This is a genomic window from Parahaliea maris, from assembly GCF_008064665.1.
Classification (GTDB): Bacteria; Pseudomonadota; Gammaproteobacteria; order Pseudomonadales; family Halieaceae; genus Parahaliea; species Parahaliea maris.
The window spans coordinates 582,740-601,972 of sequence record NZ_VRZA01000002.1; the positions used below are offsets into that span (position 1 = coordinate 582,740).

The 19,233-nt window shown below is 64.4% G+C and carries 21 protein-coding genes; 18 read left to right on the forward strand and 3 right to left on the reverse strand.

The features are described 5' to 3' along the window. The first annotated feature begins 115 nt into the window (after positions 1 to 115). Together sucC and sucD are read left to right on the forward strand one after the other, a co-directional pair. Positions 116 to 1,285, forward strand: a complete 1,170-nt coding sequence (sucC, locus tag FV139_RS06985) for an ADP-forming succinate--CoA ligase subunit beta (RefSeq protein ID WP_148067528.1) — start codon at positions 116 to 118, stop codon at positions 1,283 to 1,285. Beyond that, entirely contained in the window at positions 1,285 to 2,157 is an 873-nt protein-coding gene (gene sucD, locus FV139_RS06990; protein WP_148067529.1) for a succinate--CoA ligase subunit alpha, read from the forward strand. Before sucC ends, sucD begins: the two co-directional genes overlap by 1 nt. A gap of 210 nt (positions 2,158 to 2,367) precedes the next feature. On the opposite strand, the gene FV139_RS06995 is transcribed toward sucD, so the two are convergent. Beyond that, positions 2,368 to 2,814, reverse strand: coding sequence for a UrcA family protein (locus FV139_RS06995; protein ID WP_187276435.1), 447 nt, complete (start codon positions 2,812 to 2,814; stop codon positions 2,368 to 2,370). A gap of 289 nt (positions 2,815 to 3,103) precedes the next feature. Here FV139_RS06995 and FV139_RS07000 point away from each other — a divergent pair, with 289 nt between their 5' ends. The 6 genes from FV139_RS07000 to FV139_RS07025 all read left to right on the forward strand — a co-directional run bounded on the left by FV139_RS07000 (position 3,104) and on the right by FV139_RS07025 (position 10,529). Then, entirely contained in the window at positions 3,104 to 5,446 is a 2,343-nt protein-coding gene (locus FV139_RS07000; protein WP_268939934.1) for a tetratricopeptide repeat protein, read from the forward strand. A gap of 79 nt (positions 5,447 to 5,525) precedes the next feature. Further along, positions 5,526 to 7,445, forward strand: a complete 1,920-nt coding sequence (gene htpG / locus FV139_RS07005; protein ID WP_148067532.1) for a molecular chaperone HtpG — start codon at positions 5,526 to 5,528, stop codon at positions 7,443 to 7,445. A gap of 111 nt (positions 7,446 to 7,556) precedes the next feature. After that, positions 7,557 to 8,573, forward strand: a complete 1,017-nt coding sequence (locus tag FV139_RS07010) for an NAD(P)H-dependent glycerol-3-phosphate dehydrogenase (protein ID WP_148067533.1) — start codon at positions 7,557 to 7,559, stop codon at positions 8,571 to 8,573. A 2-nt stretch (positions 8,574 to 8,575) separates the two neighbouring features. Next, positions 8,576 to 9,076 carry a SixA phosphatase family protein gene (locus tag FV139_RS07015; RefSeq protein WP_148067534.1) on the forward strand — a complete coding sequence of 167 codons (501 nt, stop codon included), beginning with the start codon at positions 8,576 to 8,578 and terminating at the stop codon, positions 9,074 to 9,076. Further along, on the forward strand, positions 9,073 to 9,945 hold the full coding sequence (locus FV139_RS07020) for an alpha/beta fold hydrolase (RefSeq protein WP_148067535.1): 873 nt from the start codon (positions 9,073 to 9,075) through the stop codon (positions 9,943 to 9,945). The genes FV139_RS07015 and FV139_RS07020 overlap by 4 nt, the downstream gene beginning before the upstream one ends. A 14-nt stretch (positions 9,946 to 9,959) precedes the next feature. After that, the gene (locus FV139_RS07025) at positions 9,960 to 10,529 is read left to right on the forward strand and encodes a DUF4892 domain-containing protein (protein WP_187276437.1); all 570 of its coding nucleotides are present in this window, start codon (positions 9,960 to 9,962) and stop codon (positions 10,527 to 10,529) included. Here FV139_RS07025 and folE read toward each other — a convergent pair. Further along, positions 10,506 to 11,054: a GTP cyclohydrolase I FolE gene (gene folE, locus FV139_RS07030; protein WP_148067537.1), complete on the reverse strand. Its 549-nt coding sequence runs from the start codon at positions 11,052 to 11,054 to the stop codon at positions 10,506 to 10,508. The genes FV139_RS07025 and folE overlap by 24 nt on opposite strands. A gap of 120 nt (positions 11,055 to 11,174) precedes the next feature. On the opposite strand from folE, the gene prmB reads away from it, so the two are divergent. From prmB to FV139_RS07045, 3 genes are all read left to right on the forward strand, one after another. Then, on the forward strand, positions 11,175 to 12,065 hold the full coding sequence (gene prmB / locus FV139_RS07035; RefSeq protein WP_148067538.1) for a 50S ribosomal protein L3 N(5)-glutamine methyltransferase: 891 nt from the start codon (positions 11,175 to 11,177) through the stop codon (positions 12,063 to 12,065). 94 nt (positions 12,066 to 12,159) lie between these two features. Further along, the gene (gene aroC, locus FV139_RS07040) at positions 12,160 to 13,269 is read left to right on the forward strand and encodes a chorismate synthase (RefSeq protein ID WP_148067539.1); all 1,110 of its coding nucleotides are present in this window, start codon (positions 12,160 to 12,162) and stop codon (positions 13,267 to 13,269) included. A 3-nt stretch (positions 13,270 to 13,272) separates the two neighbouring features. Then, a complete protein-coding gene (locus FV139_RS07045) occupies positions 13,273 to 13,500 on the forward strand; it encodes a hypothetical protein (RefSeq protein WP_148067540.1) in 228 nt (75 codons plus the stop codon). Between the two features lie 17 nt (positions 13,501 to 13,517). Here FV139_RS07045 and FV139_RS07050 read toward each other — a convergent pair whose 3' ends face one another. Beyond that, on the reverse strand, positions 13,518 to 14,057 hold the full coding sequence (locus FV139_RS07050; protein WP_187276438.1) for a glycine cleavage system protein R: 540 nt from the start codon (positions 14,055 to 14,057) through the stop codon (positions 13,518 to 13,520). 74 nt (positions 14,058 to 14,131) lie between these two features. On the opposite strand from FV139_RS07050, the gene FV139_RS07055 reads away from it, so the two are divergent. The 7 genes from FV139_RS07055 to FV139_RS07085 are packed head-to-tail and all read left to right on the forward strand — an operon-like array spanning position 14,132 to position 19,205. Further along, on the forward strand, positions 14,132 to 14,929 hold the full coding sequence (locus tag FV139_RS07055) for a class I SAM-dependent methyltransferase (protein WP_148067542.1): 798 nt from the start codon (positions 14,132 to 14,134) through the stop codon (positions 14,927 to 14,929). Further along, positions 14,929 to 15,180, forward strand: coding sequence for a YheU family protein (locus tag FV139_RS07060; protein ID WP_148067543.1), 252 nt, complete (start codon positions 14,929 to 14,931; stop codon positions 15,178 to 15,180). Before FV139_RS07055 ends, FV139_RS07060 begins: the two co-directional genes overlap by 1 nt. Further along, on the forward strand, positions 15,177 to 15,431 hold the full coding sequence (tusA, locus tag FV139_RS07065) for a sulfurtransferase TusA (RefSeq protein ID WP_213004043.1): 255 nt from the start codon (positions 15,177 to 15,179) through the stop codon (positions 15,429 to 15,431). The genes FV139_RS07060 and tusA overlap by 4 nt, the downstream gene beginning before the upstream one ends. Beyond that, positions 15,428 to 16,021: an elongation factor P hydroxylase gene (locus FV139_RS07070; RefSeq protein WP_235898572.1), complete on the forward strand. Its 594-nt coding sequence runs from the start codon at positions 15,428 to 15,430 to the stop codon at positions 16,019 to 16,021. The genes tusA and FV139_RS07070 overlap by 4 nt, the downstream gene beginning before the upstream one ends. Beyond that, entirely contained in the window at positions 16,021 to 16,923 is a 903-nt protein-coding gene (locus FV139_RS07075; RefSeq protein ID WP_148067544.1) for a 5'-3' exonuclease, read from the forward strand. The genes FV139_RS07070 and FV139_RS07075 overlap by 1 nt, the downstream gene beginning before the upstream one ends. Before the next feature lie 9 nt (positions 16,924 to 16,932). After that, the gene (locus FV139_RS07080) at positions 16,933 to 18,075 is read left to right on the forward strand and encodes a 4-phosphoerythronate dehydrogenase (RefSeq protein WP_148067545.1); all 1,143 of its coding nucleotides are present in this window, start codon (positions 16,933 to 16,935) and stop codon (positions 18,073 to 18,075) included. Continuing rightward, complete coding sequence (locus FV139_RS07085) at positions 18,075 to 19,205, forward strand: ATP-NAD kinase family protein (RefSeq protein WP_148067546.1); 1,131 nt, start codon at positions 18,075 to 18,077, stop codon at positions 19,203 to 19,205. Before FV139_RS07080 ends, FV139_RS07085 begins: the two co-directional genes overlap by 1 nt. The last annotated feature ends 28 nt before the right edge of the window (positions 19,206 to 19,233 follow it).

Sequence of the window (19,233 nt, forward strand, 5' to 3'; positions counted from 1 at the left end):
CGGCGCGCAACCATAACAGCCTAATATTGGTGCCGGAGGACAAAGCAGGTGACGGGAGCTGATGGAGGCCTCCGCGCCGGGTAACCCTTAACCCAAGACGAGAACGGGATAGAGCATGAACCTTCATGAGTACCAGGGCAAACAGCTGTTTGCCGAATACGGTCTGCCGGTGTCCGTGGGACACGCGGTCGACACCCCAGAAGATGCCGTCAAGGCTGCACAGGAAATCGGTGGCGATATGTGGGTGGTCAAGGCCCAGGTGCACGCTGGCGGCCGCGGCAAGGCCGGCGGTGTGAAGCTGGTGAAAACCACCGAAGAGGTGCGCGAGTTCGCCCACAACTGGCTCGGCAAGAACCTGGTGACCTACCAGACTGACGAGAACGGCCAGCCGGTCAGCAAGATCCTTGTGGAGACCTGCACCGACATCGCAGAGGAGCTCTACCTGGGTGCGGTAGTAGACCGCGCTACCCGTCGTATCGTGTTCATGGCGTCCACCGAGGGCGGCGTGGAAATCGAGAAAGTGGCCGAGGAAACTCCCGAGAAAATCCTTCGCGCCACCATCGATCCGCTGGTGGGCGCGCAGCCCTACCAGGGCCGTGAGCTGGCCTTCAAACTGGGCCTGCAAGGCGACCAGATCAAGCAGTTCGTGAAAATCTTCCTGGGCCTGGCGCAACTGTTCCAGGACAAGGACCTGGCGCTGATCGAGATCAACCCGCTGGTGATCACCGAGGAAGGCAACCTGCACTGCCTCGACGCCAAGCTGGGCGTGGACGGCAATGCCATCTACCGCCAGAAGCAGCTGTCCGCCATGCACGACCCCTCCCAGGAAGACGAGCGTGAAGCACACGCCGCCCAGTGGGAGCTGAACTACGTGGCCCTGGACGGCAATATCGGCTGCATGGTCAACGGCGCCGGCCTGGCTATGGGCACCATGGACATCGTCGCCCTGCACGGCGGCTTCCCCGCCAACTTCCTCGATGTGGGCGGCGGTGCCACCAAGGAGCGCGTCTCCGAGGCCTTCAAGATCATCCTGTCCGACGACAAGGTGAAAGCCGTCCTGATCAACATCTTCGGTGGCATCGTGCGTTGCGACCTGATCGCCGAGGGCGTGATCGGCGCCGTGGAAGAGATCGGCGTGGAAGTGCCGGTGGTTGTGCGCCTCGAAGGCAACAACGCGGAACTGGGCCAGAAAGTACTGGCCGAAAGTGGATTGAACATCATTGCTGCCACCAGCCTTACAGACGCTGCTCAGCAGGCAGTTAAAGCAGCTGGAGGTGCAGCGTAATGAGCATTCTGATCGACAAGAACACCAAGGTAATCTGCCAGGGCTTCACCGGCTCCCAGGGTACCTTCCACTCCGAACAGGCCATCGAGTACGGCACCCAGATGGTGGGCGGCGTAACTCCGGGCAAAGGCGGCCAGGAGCACCTGGGCCTGCCGGTGTTCAACACTGTCGCGGAAGCTGTGGAAGCCACCGGTGCCGACGCCTCCGTGATCTACGTACCGGCTCCCTTCTGCAAGGACTCCATCCTGGAAGCAGCCAACGCCGGCATCAAGCTGATCGTGTGCATCACCGAAGGCATCCCCACCCTCGACATGCTCGACTGCAAGGTCAAGTGTGACGAACTGGGCGTGCGCCTGATCGGCCCCAACTGCCCCGGCGTGATCACCCCCGGCGAGTGCAAGATCGGCATCATGCCCGGTCATATCCACCTGCCCGGCAAGGTCGGCATCGTGTCCCGTTCCGGCACCCTGACCTACGAGGCGGTCAAGCAGACCACCGACGCGGGCTTCGGCCAGTCCACCTGTGTGGGCATCGGCGGCGACCCGATCCCCGGCTCCAACTTCATCGACATCCTGGAGATGTTCGAAAAGGATCCGGCCACTGAAGCGATCGTGATGATCGGTGAAATCGGCGGCACCGCCGAGGAAGAAGCGGCGGCCTACATCAAGGCCAACGTGACCAAGCCCGTGGTGTCCTACATTGCCGGTGTGACTGCACCGAAAGGCAAGCGTATGGGCCACGCCGGCGCCATCATCTCCGGCGGCAAGGGCACTGCGGACGAGAAGTTCGCCGCCCTGGAAGACGCCGGTGTGAAAACCGTGCGCAGCCTGGCCGAGATCGGCAACGCCCTGGCCGAGGTGACCGGCTGGTAAGCCGTGTAGCCACAAGCCAACAGAAGGCCCCGGCAGTTTGCGCTGCCGGGGCCTTTTCGTATCCGCCTGCAACAAAAGAAAAGGGCCCACCCGCTGCTGCACGGGTGGGCCCTTCTGTCTCTGCCTGGCGGTGCTCGCGAACCAGGGGTTTGTTCGCGGGCGATACCCGTCCCGGTACCTGCCAGGCAGGGCAGACTGGTAGCGCCGTCCCTAGCGCTCTGCGACCTGCTCGTCGCTACCAACCAGGCGGCCGGTCTGGGCCAGGTGATACTGGCTGAGGCCGTAGTGGTTGATATCGGCTACAGCCCCGTCCATGGCGTCAGAAAGGCAGCCCTGCCATTCCCGGTGGCGGTTCAGGTCGCGGCCGTTCTTGGTCGCGCTGGGGCCACACACCGCCTGGGCGGCACCCTCGATGCGGGTGTAAAGGGTGTTGACGCCGGCCTGAGACTCCAACCGCAAGTCGGCGTAGGAGACGGTCACGGCCCGGGTGGCCTTGCCTTTGGCCTGCTCGATCACGGGTGCCCGGATGGCGGTGGCGTGTTCGGTGACGCGGGTTTCTTCCATGGGGCCAGCGGCCAGGGTGGAGGCACTACCCAGGGCCATCGCTGCGCCCAGTGCCAGTGCCGAACAAATGCTCTTGCTGTTTGAGTGTTTCATTTCACAATCCCTCGTGTGGTTTGGTTTACCGGCTTGGGGCCTGTTCAGGTCATCCCGCTCACCGTGGTAACAAGGAAACCACAAGATCAGAAAAAACACCGGACGAAGAGAGGATGGTTTGATGATTTCCTTGTGATGGAAATGTGATGGCTTAAAAATCAAAGATTTATATGCCTTATTTGAGGTCATGCATTCAAATAATTCAGAATAGTTTCACTGGCAGCATCACACTTTCCGAACCATAGTTACCACTGAGCTATGTGATCAGGGCATGGGGTGGCCGCGTAACATGGCAAAACGGTGGCTGTTATCGAAGGGCCAATTTTGTGAGGAGACCAAAGTCCTCTCGGGACCGTCGGGCGAGGTATCGCTCGAGCCCCGGGTGGCGGCGTTGCTAGTTGAGTTTCTGCGCCACCCCGGCGAGGTGCTCAGTCATGAGGACCTGTTAACCCGGGTCTGGAAGGGCCGTTTGGTCAGCGACGAGGCCGTCCGCCGGGCCGTGTCCAACCTGCGTCACGGACTGCAGGAGGCCGGCTTTGGCAAGCCACTGAAAACCCTCCATAAGAAAGGCTACCTTTGTGAGCTGTCGGCGGAATTGCAGGAATCTCGCAAGGAAAAGCCACGGCAGGTGGTCCACCACATACCGCGCAGGCCCTCCCTCAGCTGGCAGTTGCTTTACCACAGCCTGGTCATTCTGTTGTTGATATCCCTGGGTGTCGGCAGCAGCGTTCTGCTGTGGCGGCACTTTACCCCGCCGGCCGGTGAAGCCGCCCACGCCGGCCCGGTGGTGGAACTGCCGATTACCATCGCCGTGCTGCCATTCGCCAATTTTGTCGAGGACGAGGAGGCCCGCCTGTTCGCCGACGGCATGGCGGAGGAACTGATTACCCTGCTGGCCCGGGTTCACCTGTTCCGGGTTACTTCTCGCAGCTCGTCCCAGGTCTACGAGGGGGAGCAGATCGATGTGCGCGAGGTGGGCCGTGAGCTGGGGGTTACCTACCTGATCGAGGGCAGCGTGCGGCGGGAAAATGACCGCCTGAGAGTGAATGCTGCCCTTATCAATACCCGCACGGGATTCCAGGTTTGGGCTGGTACCTTCCGTCAGGACCGGCCCGCCGACTTGCTGGCCGTGCAGGCCGACATCGCCAGGGAAGTGTCCCGTGCCCTCCGGGTCGTGCTGGTGGATGATGAACGCCGCCACGATCAGCTCACTCCCGAGTATCTCGCGGCGCGCGCCGAGTACCGCAAGGGCGTCAAACTGATGGAGAGCTGGCACAGCGAGGATGTGGTGGCCGCCATCGGCCACCTGCAGCGGGCCATCAGTATCGACCCTGACTTTGCCGAGGCCTATGTCGCCCTGGCCGACGTGCTGGCCACACGGGCCAGCGACCAGAACAACTTCCCGGAAGTGGCCGATACCATTCGTACGCTCAGCGAACGGGCCCTGGAACTGGCCCCGGATATGGGGGCGGCCTATGTGGCACGCTCCTCGGTCGCCAGCGGTCACCGCGATATCGCTGCGGCCGAAGCAGACCTGCGCCGCGGGCTGCGCCTGAGCCCCAGCTATTCGCCGGGTTACGAGCGACTGGCGGAACTTCTGTTCTTCTCTCGTGGCGACGTAGAGGGCGCGACGGCCATGATCGATCAGGCCATCGCCCTCGATCCGTTACGGCCCCGCAATTACCACATCAAGGGTTACTTCGAGACTTTCCAGTGCCACTACGATGAAGCCCTGAAACTGGAGAAGGAGGCCCTGCGGCTGGAGCCGCGTTTTCGCTCGGCCCTGGCCAGCCTGGGCAGTATTTCCGGCTTCCAGGGGAATCTGGCCCTGGCGGTGGATTACCTGCAGCAGGCACTGGCCATGGACCCGGCCAGTGGCTGGCTGAAACTGCGGTTGTTAAGGGCGCAGCTGGACCTGGGCAACCTGGAGGCAGCTGCCGCGCTCAACAGCCCACCCACCGCTGCAGGGTCGGTTCTACTGGCGGCGTTTGCCGAAGATGACGCCGCACTGGTCGACGCACTCTACAGCGGTGACCCGCGGGAACTGGCGATGCTGTCCCCCTGGCATCTCAGCCACTTCCTGCTGCACGCCGCCCTGGTCACCGGCGACTACGACCACGCCCAGGGCCTGTTGGAGAAGGTGTACCCGGACTGGGACGAGCTGCGCGAGTTTCACAGCGAGGATCACCTGCTCCTGCTGGAGCGGCTCCCTGCCTACCTCAATATGCTGGTACTGCAGCGCTACGCCAACCCCGCTGGGGGAAGTGTCGCCGAGCTGTCCAGTGTGTCCCGGTCTCTCGAACAACTGGTTGAGGGCTCAACCAACTGCGTGCCCCGGGCGGTGGCGATTTCCCTGGCGTTGGCGGAGCTGACGGCTGGCGACAGTGGCTCGGCTTCCATGCAGCTGTTGCAGTCCGTGCGCGGTGGTCAGTTACTGCCCTCGGCCTGGTGGATGCTGAGAGGGCATCCCGCCTTTGCCGGCCTCGAGGATGTGCCGGGCTACACTGCACTGCTCGCGGAGGGGGAAGCCCTGGCCAGCCTGCAGCGGGAGCTGCACGAGAACCTCGCCGCGGAGGAGACCGAAACCGCCGGGCGGTCGGAGCCTGAAGCGGAGGACGGAGAGCTGTACTAGCGCCCTTGAAATTCAAGCTGTAGTCCCCATCTCCTTGCCCAACCCAGTCGTTCAATCCGGAGATAAACAAGAGGGACCCATGACTGCCGACGTTCAAAAAGAAACCCTGGGCTTCCAGACCGAAGCGAAGCAACTCCTGCACCTGATGATCCACTCCCTGTACAGCAACCGGGAGATATTCCTGCGCGAGCTGATTTCCAACGCCTCGGACGCCATCGACAAGCTGCGCTTCGCCGCGCTGTCGGACGAATCACTGCTGGAAGGGCAGGGCGACTACCAGGTCCAGGTCGACGTGGACAAGGACGCAGGTACCATCACCATCAGTGACAACGGCATCGGCATGACCCGCGATGAGGTGATCGAGAACCTTGGCACCATCGCCAAGTCCGGCACCGCCGCCTTCCTCGACAACCTCACCGGCGACCAGAAAAAGGATTCCCAGCTGATCGGCCAGTTCGGCGTGGGCTTCTACTCTGCCTTCATCGTTGCCGACCGTGTGGAAGTCCACACCCGCAAGGCCGGTGGCGCCACCGATGCCGGCGTTGTCTGGGAATCTGCGGGCGAGTCCGAGTTCTCCATCGAGGCCCGCGACAAAAGCACCCGGGGCACCTCCATCACCCTGTTCCTGAAAGACGACTGCAAGGAATTCGCGGACGATTTCCGCGTGCGCAGCGTGATCAAGAAATACTCCGATCACATCTCCGTGCCGGTACTGATGCAGAAACCGGCGGCACCCGTGGCCGAAGAGGGCGAGGAGCCGGCCGAGCCCAGCGCCCCCGAGTACGAGGCGGTGAACGAAGCCACCGCCCTGTGGACCCTGCCACGCAACGAGATCAGCGACGAGGAGTACAAGGCGTTCTACGGCAACGTGTCCCACGATTTCGAGGAGCCCCTGAGCTGGAGCCACAACAAGGTGGAGGGCAAACTGGAGTACACCAGCCTGCTGTACCTGCCCAAGCGCGCGCCCTTCGATATGTGGAACCGCGACATGGCGCGGGGCCTCAAGCTCTACGTCCAGCGCACCTTTATCATGGATGAGGCGGACCAGTTCCTGCCGCTGTACCTGCGTTTCGTCAAAGGGGTGGTGGACTCCAATGACCTGCCTCTGAACGTGTCCCGTGAAATCCTGCAGCAGGACGGTGCGGTGGAATCCATGCGCAGCGCCCTCACCAAGCGGGTGCTGGATATGCTGGGCAAACTGGCGAAGAAAGAAGGCGACGACTACGCCAACTTCTGGAAAGAGTTTGGCCAGGTGCTGAAGGAAGGCCCCGCCGAGGACTTTGCCAACAAGGAAAAGATTGCCAAGCTGCTGCGCTTTGCCACGACCCACACCGACCAGGCCGACCAGGACCAGTCGCTGGAAGATTATGTGGCGCGGATGCAAGACGGGCAGGACAAGATCTACTACGTGGTCGCGGAGAACTTCAATACCGCCAAGAGCAGCCCGCACCTCGAGGTCTTCCGCAAGAAGGGCATCGAAGTGCTGCTGTTGTCCGATCGCGTTGACGACTGGCTGATGAATCACCTGCAGGAATTCGACGGCAAGCCCCTGCAGGATGTCGCTCGCGGTTCCCTCGACCTGGCTTCTGACTCGGAAGAGGAAAAGGCCGAACAGGAAAAACTGGAGAAGGAGAGCGAAGGCCTGGTAGAGCGCCTGGGCAAAGTGCTGGAAGACAAGGTGGCGGAAGTGCGTGCCACCAGCCGCCTGACCGAATCAGCCGCCTGCCTGGTGGTGGGCGACCACGACATGGGTGCCCAGATGCGTCGCATCCTGGAGGCCGCCGGGCAGCCGGTGCCGGACTCCAAACCGATCCTGGAAGTCAATCCGGGCCACCCGCTGGTGAAAATGCTCGACGCCGAGGCCGACGAAGACCGTTACGCCGACCTGGCCAATATCGTGTTCGACCAGGCGACCCTGGCAGAGGGCGGCCAACTGGAGGATCCCGCCAGTTACGTGTCCAGGCTCAACAAGCTCCTGCTGGCCACCATGGCAGGCTAGGGCTTCGCCCTCACTGGCGGGGCGCTGTCGGCGCCCCCCGCATTGCTGGTAGACTCGACCCCGCCCGGTAGCCCCGGGCGGGGTTTATCATAATAACGTCGGGAAAACCCTATGTTGCACACCCATCGTGTCGCCGTCCTCGGCGGCGGCAGCTTTGGCACCGTGATTGCCAACCTCATCGCGACCAACGGTCACCCGGTCTGCCTCTGGCTGCGCAATGAGCAGCGGGTCGAGGCGATCAACCGCGACCATGAGAACGCCGAATACCTGCCCGGTTACTCCCTCGATCCGCACCTGTGCGCCACGACCTCGCTGGAGCAGGCCGCCGCGGGGATCGATATCCTGTTCATGGCGGTGCCCAGCGCGTCCTTTCGCGAGGTGGCACGGGCGGTGGCGAGCCTGGTGTCCCCGGGTACTCTGCTGGTCAGCCTGACCAAGGGGGTGGAAGCCCCGGGCTTTTATCTCATGAGCGAAATCCTCGAACAGGAGTTGCCGGACAACCCCAGGGCTGTCCTCAGCGGCCCCAACCTGGCGGGCGAGATCGCTGCGGGCAATATCGCCGGTGCGGTGGTGGCCTCGCGCAGCGAGGAGATCAACGGCACCCTCCACGACCTGCTGCATGGCGAGCGCTTCCTGGTGTACGGTTCCCCGGACATGTACGGCGTGGAATTGGGGGGCGCGCTCAAGAATGTCTACGCGATTCTCGCCGGCCTCGGTGCCGCCCTCGACTTCGGTGAAAATACCACTGGCCTGCTCCTGACCCGGGCCCTCAGCGAAATGTCCCGCTTTGCCGTGCAGTGCGGGGCCAACCCGATGACTTTCCTCGGCCTGGCAGGAGTAGGGGACCTGTTCGTGACCTGTTCCTCGCCCCTGTCACGCAACTACCGGATCGGCCAGGCCATCGGCCGCGGGCAGCCCCTTGCCGAGGTGCTGGCGGGCATGGACCAGGTGGCGGAGGGCATCAATACCCTGGAATTGCTCAAGGCACAGGCCGAGGTGCGCGGGGTGCACATGCCACTGGTAAACGGCCTCTACGACATTCTCCACCACAGCCGTCCGGTGTCCGACCTGTTCAATGATATGATGAGCCGGGAACAGGCACAGGACGTGGAGTTCGTGGCGGCATAACAATGATCCTGACGATTTGGCGACACGGCGAAGCTGCCCCGGCAGTCAACGACCGGCTGCGGCAGCTGACGCCCCGGGGCGAACGGGACGTAGCTCGTGGGGCACCGGCGCTGGCTGATCTCTGCCAGCGGCGCGGGGTTCCCGCGCCCGACCAGTTGTGGTTCAGCGAGTGGCAGCGCACCACCCAGACCGCCGGGCTGATTGCCACTGCGCTGGCTTGTGACAAACGCGCCGAACGGGCCCTCATTCCCGGTGCTTCGGTGGCCGGGGTGGAACACGCGCTGGCGCCTCTGTTTGCGGCCGCTGACGGCCCCGCTCACCTCGTGCTGGTGTCTCACCAGCCGCTGGTGTCCTCGCTGGTGGATGTACTGCTGGGCGAGCATCGCGCGGCGCCGCCGCATCCCCCGGGCGGGCTTGTTACCCTTGAACTGAGTGCGCCCGCGGCTGCCTGCGGCCGCCTGTTGTGGTGGGCGTTTCCGCCCGATTTCGAGGCCGGCGCTTGACCAGTTCAGCGGATTTCCGCACGCCGAGCGAATGTCGCTGGGATGTGGACGGCCTCACCCTGCGGGGGCTGAGTTGGGGCGAGCCGGGCGCGATGCCGGTACTGGCGCTACACGGCTGGCTCGATAACGCCGCCAGTTTTACCCGTCTCGCACCGCAACTCGAGGGCTGCCACGTGGTGGCGGTCGATCTCAGCGGCCAGGGTCGCAGCAGCTTTCGCTCCCCCGACGCGACCTATCAGATCTGGGACGATGTACCCCAGTTGGCGGCGCTGCTCGACCAGCTCGGCTGGCAGCGCTGCGCCCTGCTGGGGCACTCCCGGGGCGGCATTATCTCGACCCTGCTGGCCGCCTCCCTGCCGGAGCGTATCAGTCACCTTGTCATGCTCGATGCCGTGGTGCCCCAGGCCGTGGACGAGACCGCCTTCCCCCGGCAGTTGGGTCGTTTTGTGCACGAACGCCAGCGGGCCCTTGCCCGCACAGGCAAGCGCTACGCTACCTGGGACGAGGCAATCGCGGCCCGGGTCCGCAATGGCCTGCCCCGGGAGGCCGCCCAGGCGCTGGCTTCCCGTAGCCTTGAGGGCGACGCCGAAGGCGGCTGGGAGTGGCGAATCGATCCACGCCTGAGGGCGGCATCAGCGGTCAAGATGAGCGATGGTCAGATTCGCGCCGTACTCGGAGCCATCAGGGCGCCCGCCCTGCTGTTGCAGGCGAGGGAGGGAATGATGCAGCATGCCTCGCTGGTGGAACTCGCCCGTGCGCACATGCCGCAGTTGCAGGTTCGCCAGGTCGACGGTAGTCACCATTTCCATATGGAACCCGATATCGACCCGCAGGTGCCGGACCTGCTTGACTTCCTGGCCGGGGATTAGAAGGAGATATCGATTTGCATTGCCGTCCAGCCCGAACCTGTTTTCGCCTGTTCTGTGGCCTGCTGTTGCTGGGACTGGGGTCCGCCGCTTCCGCTGAGGAGCGCCCGGAGGCGCTGCTGGCTGCACTCGATGCGTTTCCTCACGCCGTGCAAATCGCCAATTCGCGAACCGCGGTGGTGGACTATGAAGTGGGCCTTGGCGCCATGCAAAAACACCTGGGCGACTGGCAGTTCAAGCGCAGCCGCCGGGTGGACGGCGAGCGTGTGCGTTACACATGGCAGATAACCGATGGGTTCAGTGCCGAGGAGGTGTTCACCGGGCTGGTAGGCAAGGTGACTGCCCTGCCGGACAGTGAACGCCTGTTCGGCTGCGAGGGGCGCGCCTGTGGCAACGGGGCACAGTGGGCCAACCGGGTGTTTGCACAGCGGGTGCTCTACGGGCGGGCGGATGCCCAGCGCTACGAGGTTTACAGTGTCGGCGGGGAGGGCGGTTACCTGGTGCTGGCCTATGCCGCGGCCCGCACCTCAGACCGGCAGTATCTCCACGCCGAGGTGATCAGGCTAGCGCCGCAGCTGCAGGAGTGACAGGAACTCTTCGCGGGTTTTCTGCGAGCTGCGGAAGCAGCCCAGCATGGCGGAGGTCTTCATCACCGAGTTCTGCTTCTCGACCCCCCGCATCATCATGCACATGTGTTGTGCCTCGATGATCACCCCCACACCCTCGGCGCCGGTCACATCCATGATGGTCTCGGCGATCTGCATGGTGAGGGACTCCTGTATCTGCAGGCGCCGGGCAAAGACATCCACCAGGCGCGCAACCTTGGACAGGCCCAGTACCTTGCCCGTGGGAATATAGGCCACGTGGCACTTGCCGATAAAAGGCAGCAGGTGGTGCTCACACAGGGAGTAGAGTTCCACGTCCTGCACCAGCACCATCTCGCTGGAGTCGGAGGGGAAGAGGGCGTTGTTGACGACGTCTTCGACGGACTGCTGGTAGCCGCGAGTGAGAAACTCGAAGGCCTTGGCGGCGCGCTTGGGCGTGTCGACAAGCCCGGGGCGTTCCAGGTCTTCACCGATTGCTTCGATGATACGTGCCCAGTTGTCTTCCACGGCGAGAGTCCTCGTTGGCGTGTAAAAAAGGACGGCGATAGTAGCAACCCGTCCCGGGCATGGCAAACCGCCAAGTGCGGTACACTAAACCGATCTTCCCGGCTTGATAATGGACATATTATGCAAACGGTTCAGGACGCCCTGGCCTTCTGCGAGGCGCAACTGGAAGCCAGCCAGGTTTGTTTCGGGCACGGTTGCGACAACCCCTGGGACGAGGCCGTGCAACTGGTACTCACCGTGGCCGGGCTGCCCATAGAGTCAGGTAACGATGTGCTGCCGGTCGCGCTTTCCAGCGAGCAGGTCGACCGGATCGGTCAGCTGCTGAAGCGGCGAATCCAGGAGCGCTTGCCGCTGCCCTATCTCACCGGCCGGGCCTGGTTTGCGGGCCTGGAGTTACGCTGTGACGAGCGCGCCATTGTGCCTCGCTCGCCCATTGGCGAGTTGATCTGTAACGACTTCCAGCCCTGGTACGAGGGCCCGTCACCCCTGCGAGTTCTCGACCTCTGCTGCGGTGGCGGGGCCATTGGCCTGGCTGCCGCCCACTATCATCCCCAGTGCCAGGTGGATCTTGTCGACCTGGATCCGCGGGCGCTGGAGCTGGCGCGGGAAAACCAGGCACTGCTGGGGCTGCAGGCGCGTACCGGGTGCCTGCAGTCCGACCTGTTTGCCGCAGTCGCGGGGCGCCGTTACGACATCATCCTCAGCAACCCGCCCTATGTCGATGCCCGGGACCTGGCCGAGATGCCAGCTGAATACCACCACGAACCCGAGCTGTCCCTGGGTTCCGGGGAAGACGGCCTCGACCTGACCCGGCGTATCCTCGCGGAGGCGGCCGATTACCTGGAGCCCCACGGTCTGCTGGTGGTGGAGGTGGGCAACAGCTGGGAGGCCCTCGAGGCGGCTTACCCGCGGGTGCCCTTCACCTGGCTGGAATTCGAGTACGGGGGGCACGGGGTATTTGCCCTGAGTGCCGCAGAGTTGCAGCAGTACCGGGAATGGCTGGTCGGCTAGGCGGCGGGCGGCGTCTTGCCTTTGTCGGCGCCGCTATCGAATTGCGCGGGGCTGGCCCTTATAATGGGCGGCTTTTCGCACGAGATCTCCGTTCATGGCCGGCAATACCTTTGGCAAACTGTTTACCGTTACCAGCTTTGGCGAAAGCCACGGCCCGGCCCTGGGGTGTATTGTCGACGGCTGCCCTCCCGGCCTGGAACTGGATGCCAGTGACCTGCAGCACGACCTGGACCGGCGCAAGCCCGGCACTTCGCGCTTTACCACCCAGCGCCGCGAGGCTGACGAGGTCAGGATTCTGTCGGGCGTGTTCGAGGGTAAAACCACCGGAACGTCCATCGGCCTGCTGATCGAGAATACCGACCAGCGCTCCAAGGATTACTCCAATATCCAGAACACCTTCCGCCCGGCCCACGCGGATTACACCTACAACCAGAAGTACGGCTTTCGCGACTACCGCGGCGGCGGACGCTCCTCTGCCCGGGAAACCGCCATGCGGGTGGCGGCCGGTGGTATCGCCAAGAAATACCTGCGCGAGCGCTACGGGATCGAGATTCGCGGTTACCTCAGCCAGTTGGGGCCGATCAAGGCTGAGCAACTGGACTGGTCGGTGGTGGAAACCAACCCCTTCTTCTGTCCCGACGCCGCTAAAGTGCCGGAAATGGAGCAGTTCATGGCTGCCCTCAACAAGCGGGGCGACTCCATCGGTGCGCGTATCAATGTGGTGGCCAGCGGTGTGATGCCCGGGCTGGGGGAGCCGGTTTTCGACCGCCTCGACGCCGATATCGCCAGCGCGATGATGGGCATTAACGCGGTGAAGGGGGTGGAAATTGGCGCCGGCTTTGCCAGCGTGGAACAGCATGGCAGCGAACACCGCGACCTGCTGACCCCGGAAGGTTTTATCGGCAACAACGCCGGCGGTGTGTTGGGCGGTATTTCCAGCGGCCAGGACATTACCGTGAGTATCGCCCTCAAACCGACGTCCAGCATCCGCCAGCCGGGCGCCACTATCGACACCAGCGGCAATGCCATGGAAATGGTGACCCATGGTCGTCACGACCCCTGTGTCGGCATACGGGCCACGCCGATTGCCGAAGCCATGCTGGCGCTGGTACTGATGGACCACGCCCTGCGCCACCGGGCCCAGAACATGGACGTGCAGTGCGATACACCGGTGTTGCCGCCCCGGGCGCCGGAGGAGCGCTAGGCCATGGCGGCATCGCGCGCCGCAAAGCGCTTTCGCCGGACCATGGTGCTGGGGGTGCTGGCGCTGGCAACCCTGGTGTGGGCGGCGATCGACCAGTTCGGCGTGCCGGTGGATACCGTTGTCGAACTGGCCCTGGGCAGCGCCCTGATGGTGGTGATCGCGATCGTCGGCGCCGGCCTGTTCGTCGCCCTGTGGATCGGTCTGCGCCGGCTGCTGCGGCGTCGGGACTAGCGCCCTTGCTGGCGCCTCTACCCCTTCGGTGAGCTGATAATCTCCTCGAGGTCGATCTCCAGCAACATGTCATTGCCGATGGTCTCCAGCGCGTCGGACAGTTCCTCGAGCCGGGCTTCGGGTGCGATGTCGGCCTCGATCATGGCCTCGAACATCGGCTCCGCGCTCATCGGCGCACTGACCACTTCGCTGTCCATCTCCACCACATTGAAATGCCGCCGGGCGAGCGCCCGCGATATTTCCAGGACGATACCGGGCCGGTCCGGCCCCAGCACGCTGAGTTTGATACGCCGGGCCTCCGCCAGGGCGACGTGAGCACCGGTGGGAGTGACGCGTACACTCAGGCCACTGGCGGCCAGGCCCTTCAGCTCGGCCTCGAGGCTATCGGCCTTTTCCGTGGGCAGGCTGACCAGTACCAGTCCGGCAAACTTGCCGCCCAGCTGGGTCAGCCGGCTCTCCTGCCAGTTACCACCGGCGGCGCCGATCACCGAGGAAAGCTGTTCGACCAGGCCGGGCCGGTCATCTCCGATAAAGGTGACAATAAAGGATGTTTCCATGCCGCTGGACTCCACATTCATAAGCGCAACCCGTATATTAACGCGCAATTTCCCCTCGTTATAAGGAGCACTTCATGAAATATGGCATCGCACTGGTACTGGCCTTGACGACTGGCTTCGCCCAGGCCGCACTGGACTGGGATACTGCCCTCAATGGCGCTCAACGCAGCGAGGCCAACAAAGCCCGCGACGAGTTTCGTCATCCCCGCGAGACCCTCGAATTTTTCGGCCTGTCAGAAGGCATGACGGTGCTGGAAGTCGCGCCCGGTGGTGGCTGGTACACGGAAGTGATTGCCCCGCTGGTGGCGGGTAACGGCACGTTCTACGCGGCCCATGGCAGTCTCAACCCGCCCAGCAGTTACTACCGCAATTCCCTGGGTAAATTCCTGCAGAAACTCGCCGCCGAGCAGGATCTGTATGGCAGCGTGATCGTGACCCAGCTGCAACCCCCCGCCGAGATGACAGCTGCACCGGCAGGTTCGGTCGACCTGGCCGTGGCCTTTCGCAACGTGCACAGCTGGATGCGCGGTGACGTCCTCGAGCCGACCTTCAAAGCGGTGTATACAGCCCTGAAGCCGGGCGGTCGGTTTGGTATCGTGCAGCACCGCGCCAAGCCGGGTACCGATGTCGAAGCCATGAAGGCTTCGGGCTACGTCACCGAGGACTACGTCATCGCGGCCGCCAAAAAAGCAGGTTTTGAACTGGTCGAGCGCAGCGAGGTGAACGCCAATCCGAAGGACACCGCAGACCACCCGGATGGCGTCTGGAACCTGCCGCCTTCTTTCCGCGCCGGCGACACCAACCGAGACAAGTACCAGGCCATCGGCGAGAGCGATCGCATGACCCTGCTGTTTGCCCGCCCGGCGAAGTAATGGCGCAATTGCTCGACATTCCCGTGGGCCAGCTGGCCCCGGAAACCCTGCTGGCGCTGCTGGAGGAGTTTGCCTCCCGCGACGGCACTGACTACGGCCTGCGGGAGGCCAGCCTCGGGGAGAAGGTGAGTCACCTGCGCCGGGGGCTCGATAGCGGGGCGCTTAAGTTGCTGTACGACAGTGAGTCGGAACACTGGGACCTGGTGGACCGGGACAGCGCGCGGCAGTGGCTGGAGGAGGGCGAGGCGTGAGCGCAGAGCCCATCGTCAGCCAGCACCACCTGGATACTACCGGGCTGTACTGCCCTGAGCCCGTGATGTTGCTGCACAACAAGGTGCGCGACATGGCGGTGGGGGAGGTGCTCGAGGTACTGGCCAGCGACCCGGCCACCCAGCGCGATATTCCCCGTTTCTGCCAGTTTCTCGGCCACGAATTGCTGGCCCAGGAAGAATCCGCGGGACAGTTCCGCTACTGGCTGCGTAAATCCGGGAGCGAACAGTGACCGCAGCCCTGAGTCCCGGGTGCACCCGCGTTCATGTCAGCCAGCGCCTGGAGCGGGTGTTCGACGCCTGCTTTGCGCGGTCCGAGAATACCCGCCTGATCGGTGGGGCCCCGGAACCGGAATATATCCCTGCGGGAGAGCCCGGCCCCGGTGGTCCCGTTGGCTATCACCGGCTGTATTACCGGGAAGACTATTTCGCCAGCGCCCTGCACGAGTCGGCACACTGGTGTATTGCCGGCCCCGGGCGGCGCCTGCTGCGGGATTTTGGCTACTGGTATGCGCCCGACGGCCGCAATCCGGAGCAGCAGGCGGCCTTTCAGCAGGTGGAAGTGGCACCCCAGGCACTGGAGTGGTGCTTCGCCAGGGCCTGCGGCTATCCGTTCCGGGTGAGTCTCGATAACCTGGAGGGTGGCGAGGCGGCGCGCTCGCAGCACGCCACCTTTTGCGATCAGGTCACTACCGCTGCCAACACCCGTGTGGGCCGGGGTATGGCGCCGCGGGCCGCGCGCTGGTTTGACGCCCTGAGTGCGGAGTTTGGTACCGGAGTGCGCCTGTCCGATCTCCTGTTTCGCAGGGACGAGCTGGCCTGATGCGTGAGCAGGCCTGGCTGGTCGATGCCTCGATATACATTTTCCGCGCCTGGTTTTCCCTCCCCGATCGCTGGCATACGGCGGCGGGCATGCCCTTGAACGCGGTGGTCGGTTACGCCGGTTTTTTGCTGGGGATGGCCGAACGCTGCGTGCCGGCTGCGACCCTGGCGGCGGCCTTTGACGAAAGCCTCGGCAGTTGTTTCCGCAACCGGATCTATCCCGACTACAAGTGCAGCCGCACCCTGCCCGACGAGGCCCTGGCTTTCCAGCTGCAGGCCTGCCGGGAACTTACCGAGTGTCTCGGCATCAGCTGTTACAGCGGGCCCCTGTATGAGGCGGATGACTACCTGGCGACCCTGGCCCGTCTCTGCCGCGAGCAGGGGCGTGCGGTGACCCTGGTCAGCCGGGACAAGGACCTGGGCCAGTTGCTGGCGGCGGAGGACACCCTGTGGGACGCCGCTGCTGACGAGGCGCTGGATGCCGCGGGCTTCATGGCGCGCTTTGGCGTTCGCCCTGAACAGTTTCCCGACTACCAGGGGCTGGTGGGTGACAGCGTGGATGACATCCCGGGGATACCGGGAGTAGGGCCGCGGAGCGCCGCCGCCCTGCTGGAGCGCTACACTGACCTCGACACACTGGGAGCACAGCTCGACACGGTAGCGCAGTTACCCCTGCGCGGGGCGGCCAGTCTGGAGCGTAAATTGCAGGCACACTGGCCCCAGGCCCTGTTGTCCCGCCAGCTTGCGCGACTCGAGTGTGCAGTTCCCGGGGTGGAACAGGTGCCACAGTGGCACCTGGAGGAATCATCGATTGCCGCGTTTGCAGACTATCTGTCGGAGTTGGGCCTGGGTGGGAGGCTCCTGCAGCGCACTGAACAACTTGCCGGTCGGCTGGCCGGCTAGAGAGATTATATGAGCGGACTGAAAATAGTAGCCGACGCCAACATGCGCGGTGTGGAAGCGGTATTCAGCCAGTACGGCTCGGTGGAACTGGTAGAGGGGCGCAACCTGCGCCGCGGCCAGCTGGAAGGCGCCGATGTACTGCTGGTGCGCTCTGTGACCAGCGTCGACAGTTCACTGCTGCAAGGGACCGGGGTGCAGTTTGTCGGCACCGCCACCAGCGGCCTGGAGCATGTCGACCAGCACTACCTGCAAACCCAGGGGGTCCGGTTTGCCCACGCCCGCGGGTCCAATGCCAATGCCGTGGTGGAATATGTCCTGGCCGGTATAGCGGCCTGTGACGACTACCTGGAGAGGCTGTTGGCGGGCGGTGTGTTGGGCATCGTTGGTCAGGGGCATGTGGGGCGCGCGCTGGCCCGCTGCGCACGCCAGCTGGGCATACAGCTGCGCTGCTACGACCCCTGGCTGGACGCTGTGGAAGACGCCGCAGAACTGGACGAGGTGCTGGGCGTGGATGTGCTGTGCCTGCACCCCGAATTGACCCGACAGAAGCCCTGGCCCAGCTATCACCTGCTCGACGCCGCCCGGCTCGGGCAACTGCCCGCCGACAGCCTGCTGATCAATGCCAGCCGTGGCGCAGTGGTCGACAACGCCGCGCTGCTGGAGCGCCTGGCTGCAGCCCCCGGACAGCGCTGTGTGATGGATGTGTGGGAGCATGAGCCGCACCTGCTGCCGGGATTACTGGAGCAGGTGGATATCGGCACGCCGCATATCGCCGGCCATAGCCTGGATGCCAAGCTGGAGGGTACGCGCATGCTCGGGGCCGCCCTGGCGACGGCCTTTGACCTGGTGCCCCCCGAGAGCCAGCTGGCTGGGCCCCCCGTGGCCAGTCTGCAGGCCCCGGAAAACCTGCAGGGCGCCGACTTGCTGCGCTGGCTGTTGCAGGCGCGTTACGAGATTCGCGCTGATGATCGCGCCCTGCGGGACGCCGTGGCCGGAGCGCCCGGCAGCGAAGTGGCGGCAGCCTTCGACGCCCTGCGCCGCGACTATCCGCAACGGCGGGAGCTGCGGGGGAGCCCCGTGTACGCCCCCGCGGCACCGGCTGCCTGGGCCAGTGCGCTGGGCTATCGGGAACCGGCAAGCGGGGAGGGTTGATGGCAGACCTGTCGATCGGCCTGCTGGTCAATCCGCTGGCGGGGGTTGGCGGCAGCCTGGCCCTGAAAGGCTCCGATGGTGAGGCCTTGCGCCAGCAGGTCGCCGAAGCCGGCGGCTCACGGCGCTCCACCGAACGCGCGGCACGCGCCCTGGTCATGTTGCAGCAGTCCCAGCTGCCAATTGCCTACAGCACCTGGGGTGGCGATATGGGGGAGGGGCTGTTGCGGGAACTGGGCGTGGAGGCAACCGTGCTCGGACAGCCCGGGCACAGCCCCAGCAGCGCCGAGGACACTCGCAGGGCAGCCGCGGTGCTGGCGGCGCACTGCGACCTGCTGGTGTTTGTCGGCGGGGATGGTACCGCCCGCGATGTCTTCGACGCGGTGGGTGACCGGATGCCCGTGCTGGGGATTCCCGCCGGCGTCAAAATGCATTCCAGCGTGTTTGCGGTGTCACCGGAAGCCGCCGGTGAACTGTTGCTGCAACTGGCCCGCGGCGGCCTGGTGGGGTTGCGCCACCAGGAAGTGCGCGACATTGACGAAACGGCCTTCCGCGAGGGGCGTGTTAAGACGCGCTTCTACGGCGAGATGATGGTCCCGGGGGAGGGGCGCTTTCTCCAGCACACCAAGGTCGGCGGGCGCGAGGACCAGGCCCTGGTGGCGGCGGATATCGCCGCCTGGCTGGCGCCCGGGTTGCAACCGGATACCCTGTACCTGCTGGGGCCGGGGTCGACCACGGCGGCAGTGCTGGAAGAACTCGGCCTGCCGGCGACGCTATTGGGGGTGGACGCGCTGCTGGACAACCAGGTAGTGGCAGCCGACGCCAGCGAACAGGCGCTGCTGGCGCTACTGGCGGAGCACCATGGCCCGGCGCATATCATTGTCACCGCGATTGGTGGCCAGGGGCATATTTTCGGCCGCGGCAACCAGCAGCTTTCCCCCGACGTGATTCGCGCGGTGGGGCTTGATCACATCACCGTGATCGCCGCCAAGTCCAAGGTGGCGGCCCTGGACGGGCGCCCGCTCCGGGTGGACACCAACGACCCTGGACTCGACGAGGCCCTGACCGGCTACCGGCCGGTTATCACCGGCTACGAAGACGAGATTCTCTACCGCGTGGCCACATCCGACTGACTGGTTGGGGCGCGGCGGGTGTATTCCG

Excerpts from the sequence above, each read along its gene's own strand:
- htpG (WP_148067532.1), top strand. The coding sequence starts at position 5,526 with ATGACTGCCGACGTTCAAAAAGAAACCCTGGGCTTCCAGACCGAAGCG.
- prmB (WP_148067538.1), top strand. The coding sequence starts at position 11,175 with ATGCAAACGGTTCAGGACGCCCTGGCCTTCTGCGAGGCGCAACTGGAA.
- FV139_RS07055 (WP_148067542.1), top strand. The coding sequence starts at position 14,132 with ATGAAATATGGCATCGCACTGGTACTGGCCTTGACGACTGGCTTCGCC.
- FV139_RS07085 (WP_148067546.1), top strand. The coding sequence starts at position 18,075 with ATGGCAGACCTGTCGATCGGCCTGCTGGTCAATCCGCTGGCGGGGGTT.
- sucD (WP_148067529.1), top strand. The coding sequence starts at position 1,285 with ATGAGCATTCTGATCGACAAGAACACCAAGGTAATCTGCCAGGGCTTC.
- FV139_RS07060 (WP_148067543.1), top strand. The coding sequence starts at position 14,929 with ATGGCGCAATTGCTCGACATTCCCGTGGGCCAGCTGGCCCCGGAAACC.
- FV139_RS07010 (WP_148067533.1), top strand. The coding sequence starts at position 7,557 with ATGTTGCACACCCATCGTGTCGCCGTCCTCGGCGGCGGCAGCTTTGGC.
- FV139_RS06995 (WP_187276435.1), bottom strand. The coding sequence starts at position 2,814 with ATGAAACACTCAAACAGCAAGAGCATTTGTTCGGCACTGGCACTGGGC.
- sucC (WP_148067528.1), top strand. The coding sequence starts at position 116 with ATGAACCTTCATGAGTACCAGGGCAAACAGCTGTTTGCCGAATACGGT.
- FV139_RS07080 (WP_148067545.1), top strand. The coding sequence starts at position 16,933 with ATGAGCGGACTGAAAATAGTAGCCGACGCCAACATGCGCGGTGTGGAA.
- FV139_RS07075 (WP_148067544.1), top strand. The coding sequence starts at position 16,021 with ATGCGTGAGCAGGCCTGGCTGGTCGATGCCTCGATATACATTTTCCGC.
- FV139_RS07000 (WP_268939934.1), top strand. The coding sequence starts at position 3,104 with ATGGCAAAACGGTGGCTGTTATCGAAGGGCCAATTTTGTGAGGAGACC.
- FV139_RS07045 (WP_148067540.1), top strand. The coding sequence starts at position 13,273 with ATGGCGGCATCGCGCGCCGCAAAGCGCTTTCGCCGGACCATGGTGCTG.
- FV139_RS07015 (WP_148067534.1), top strand. The coding sequence starts at position 8,576 with ATGATCCTGACGATTTGGCGACACGGCGAAGCTGCCCCGGCAGTCAAC.
- FV139_RS07050 (WP_187276438.1), bottom strand. The coding sequence starts at position 14,057 with ATGGAAACATCCTTTATTGTCACCTTTATCGGAGATGACCGGCCCGGC.
- aroC (WP_148067539.1), top strand. The coding sequence starts at position 12,160 with ATGGCCGGCAATACCTTTGGCAAACTGTTTACCGTTACCAGCTTTGGC.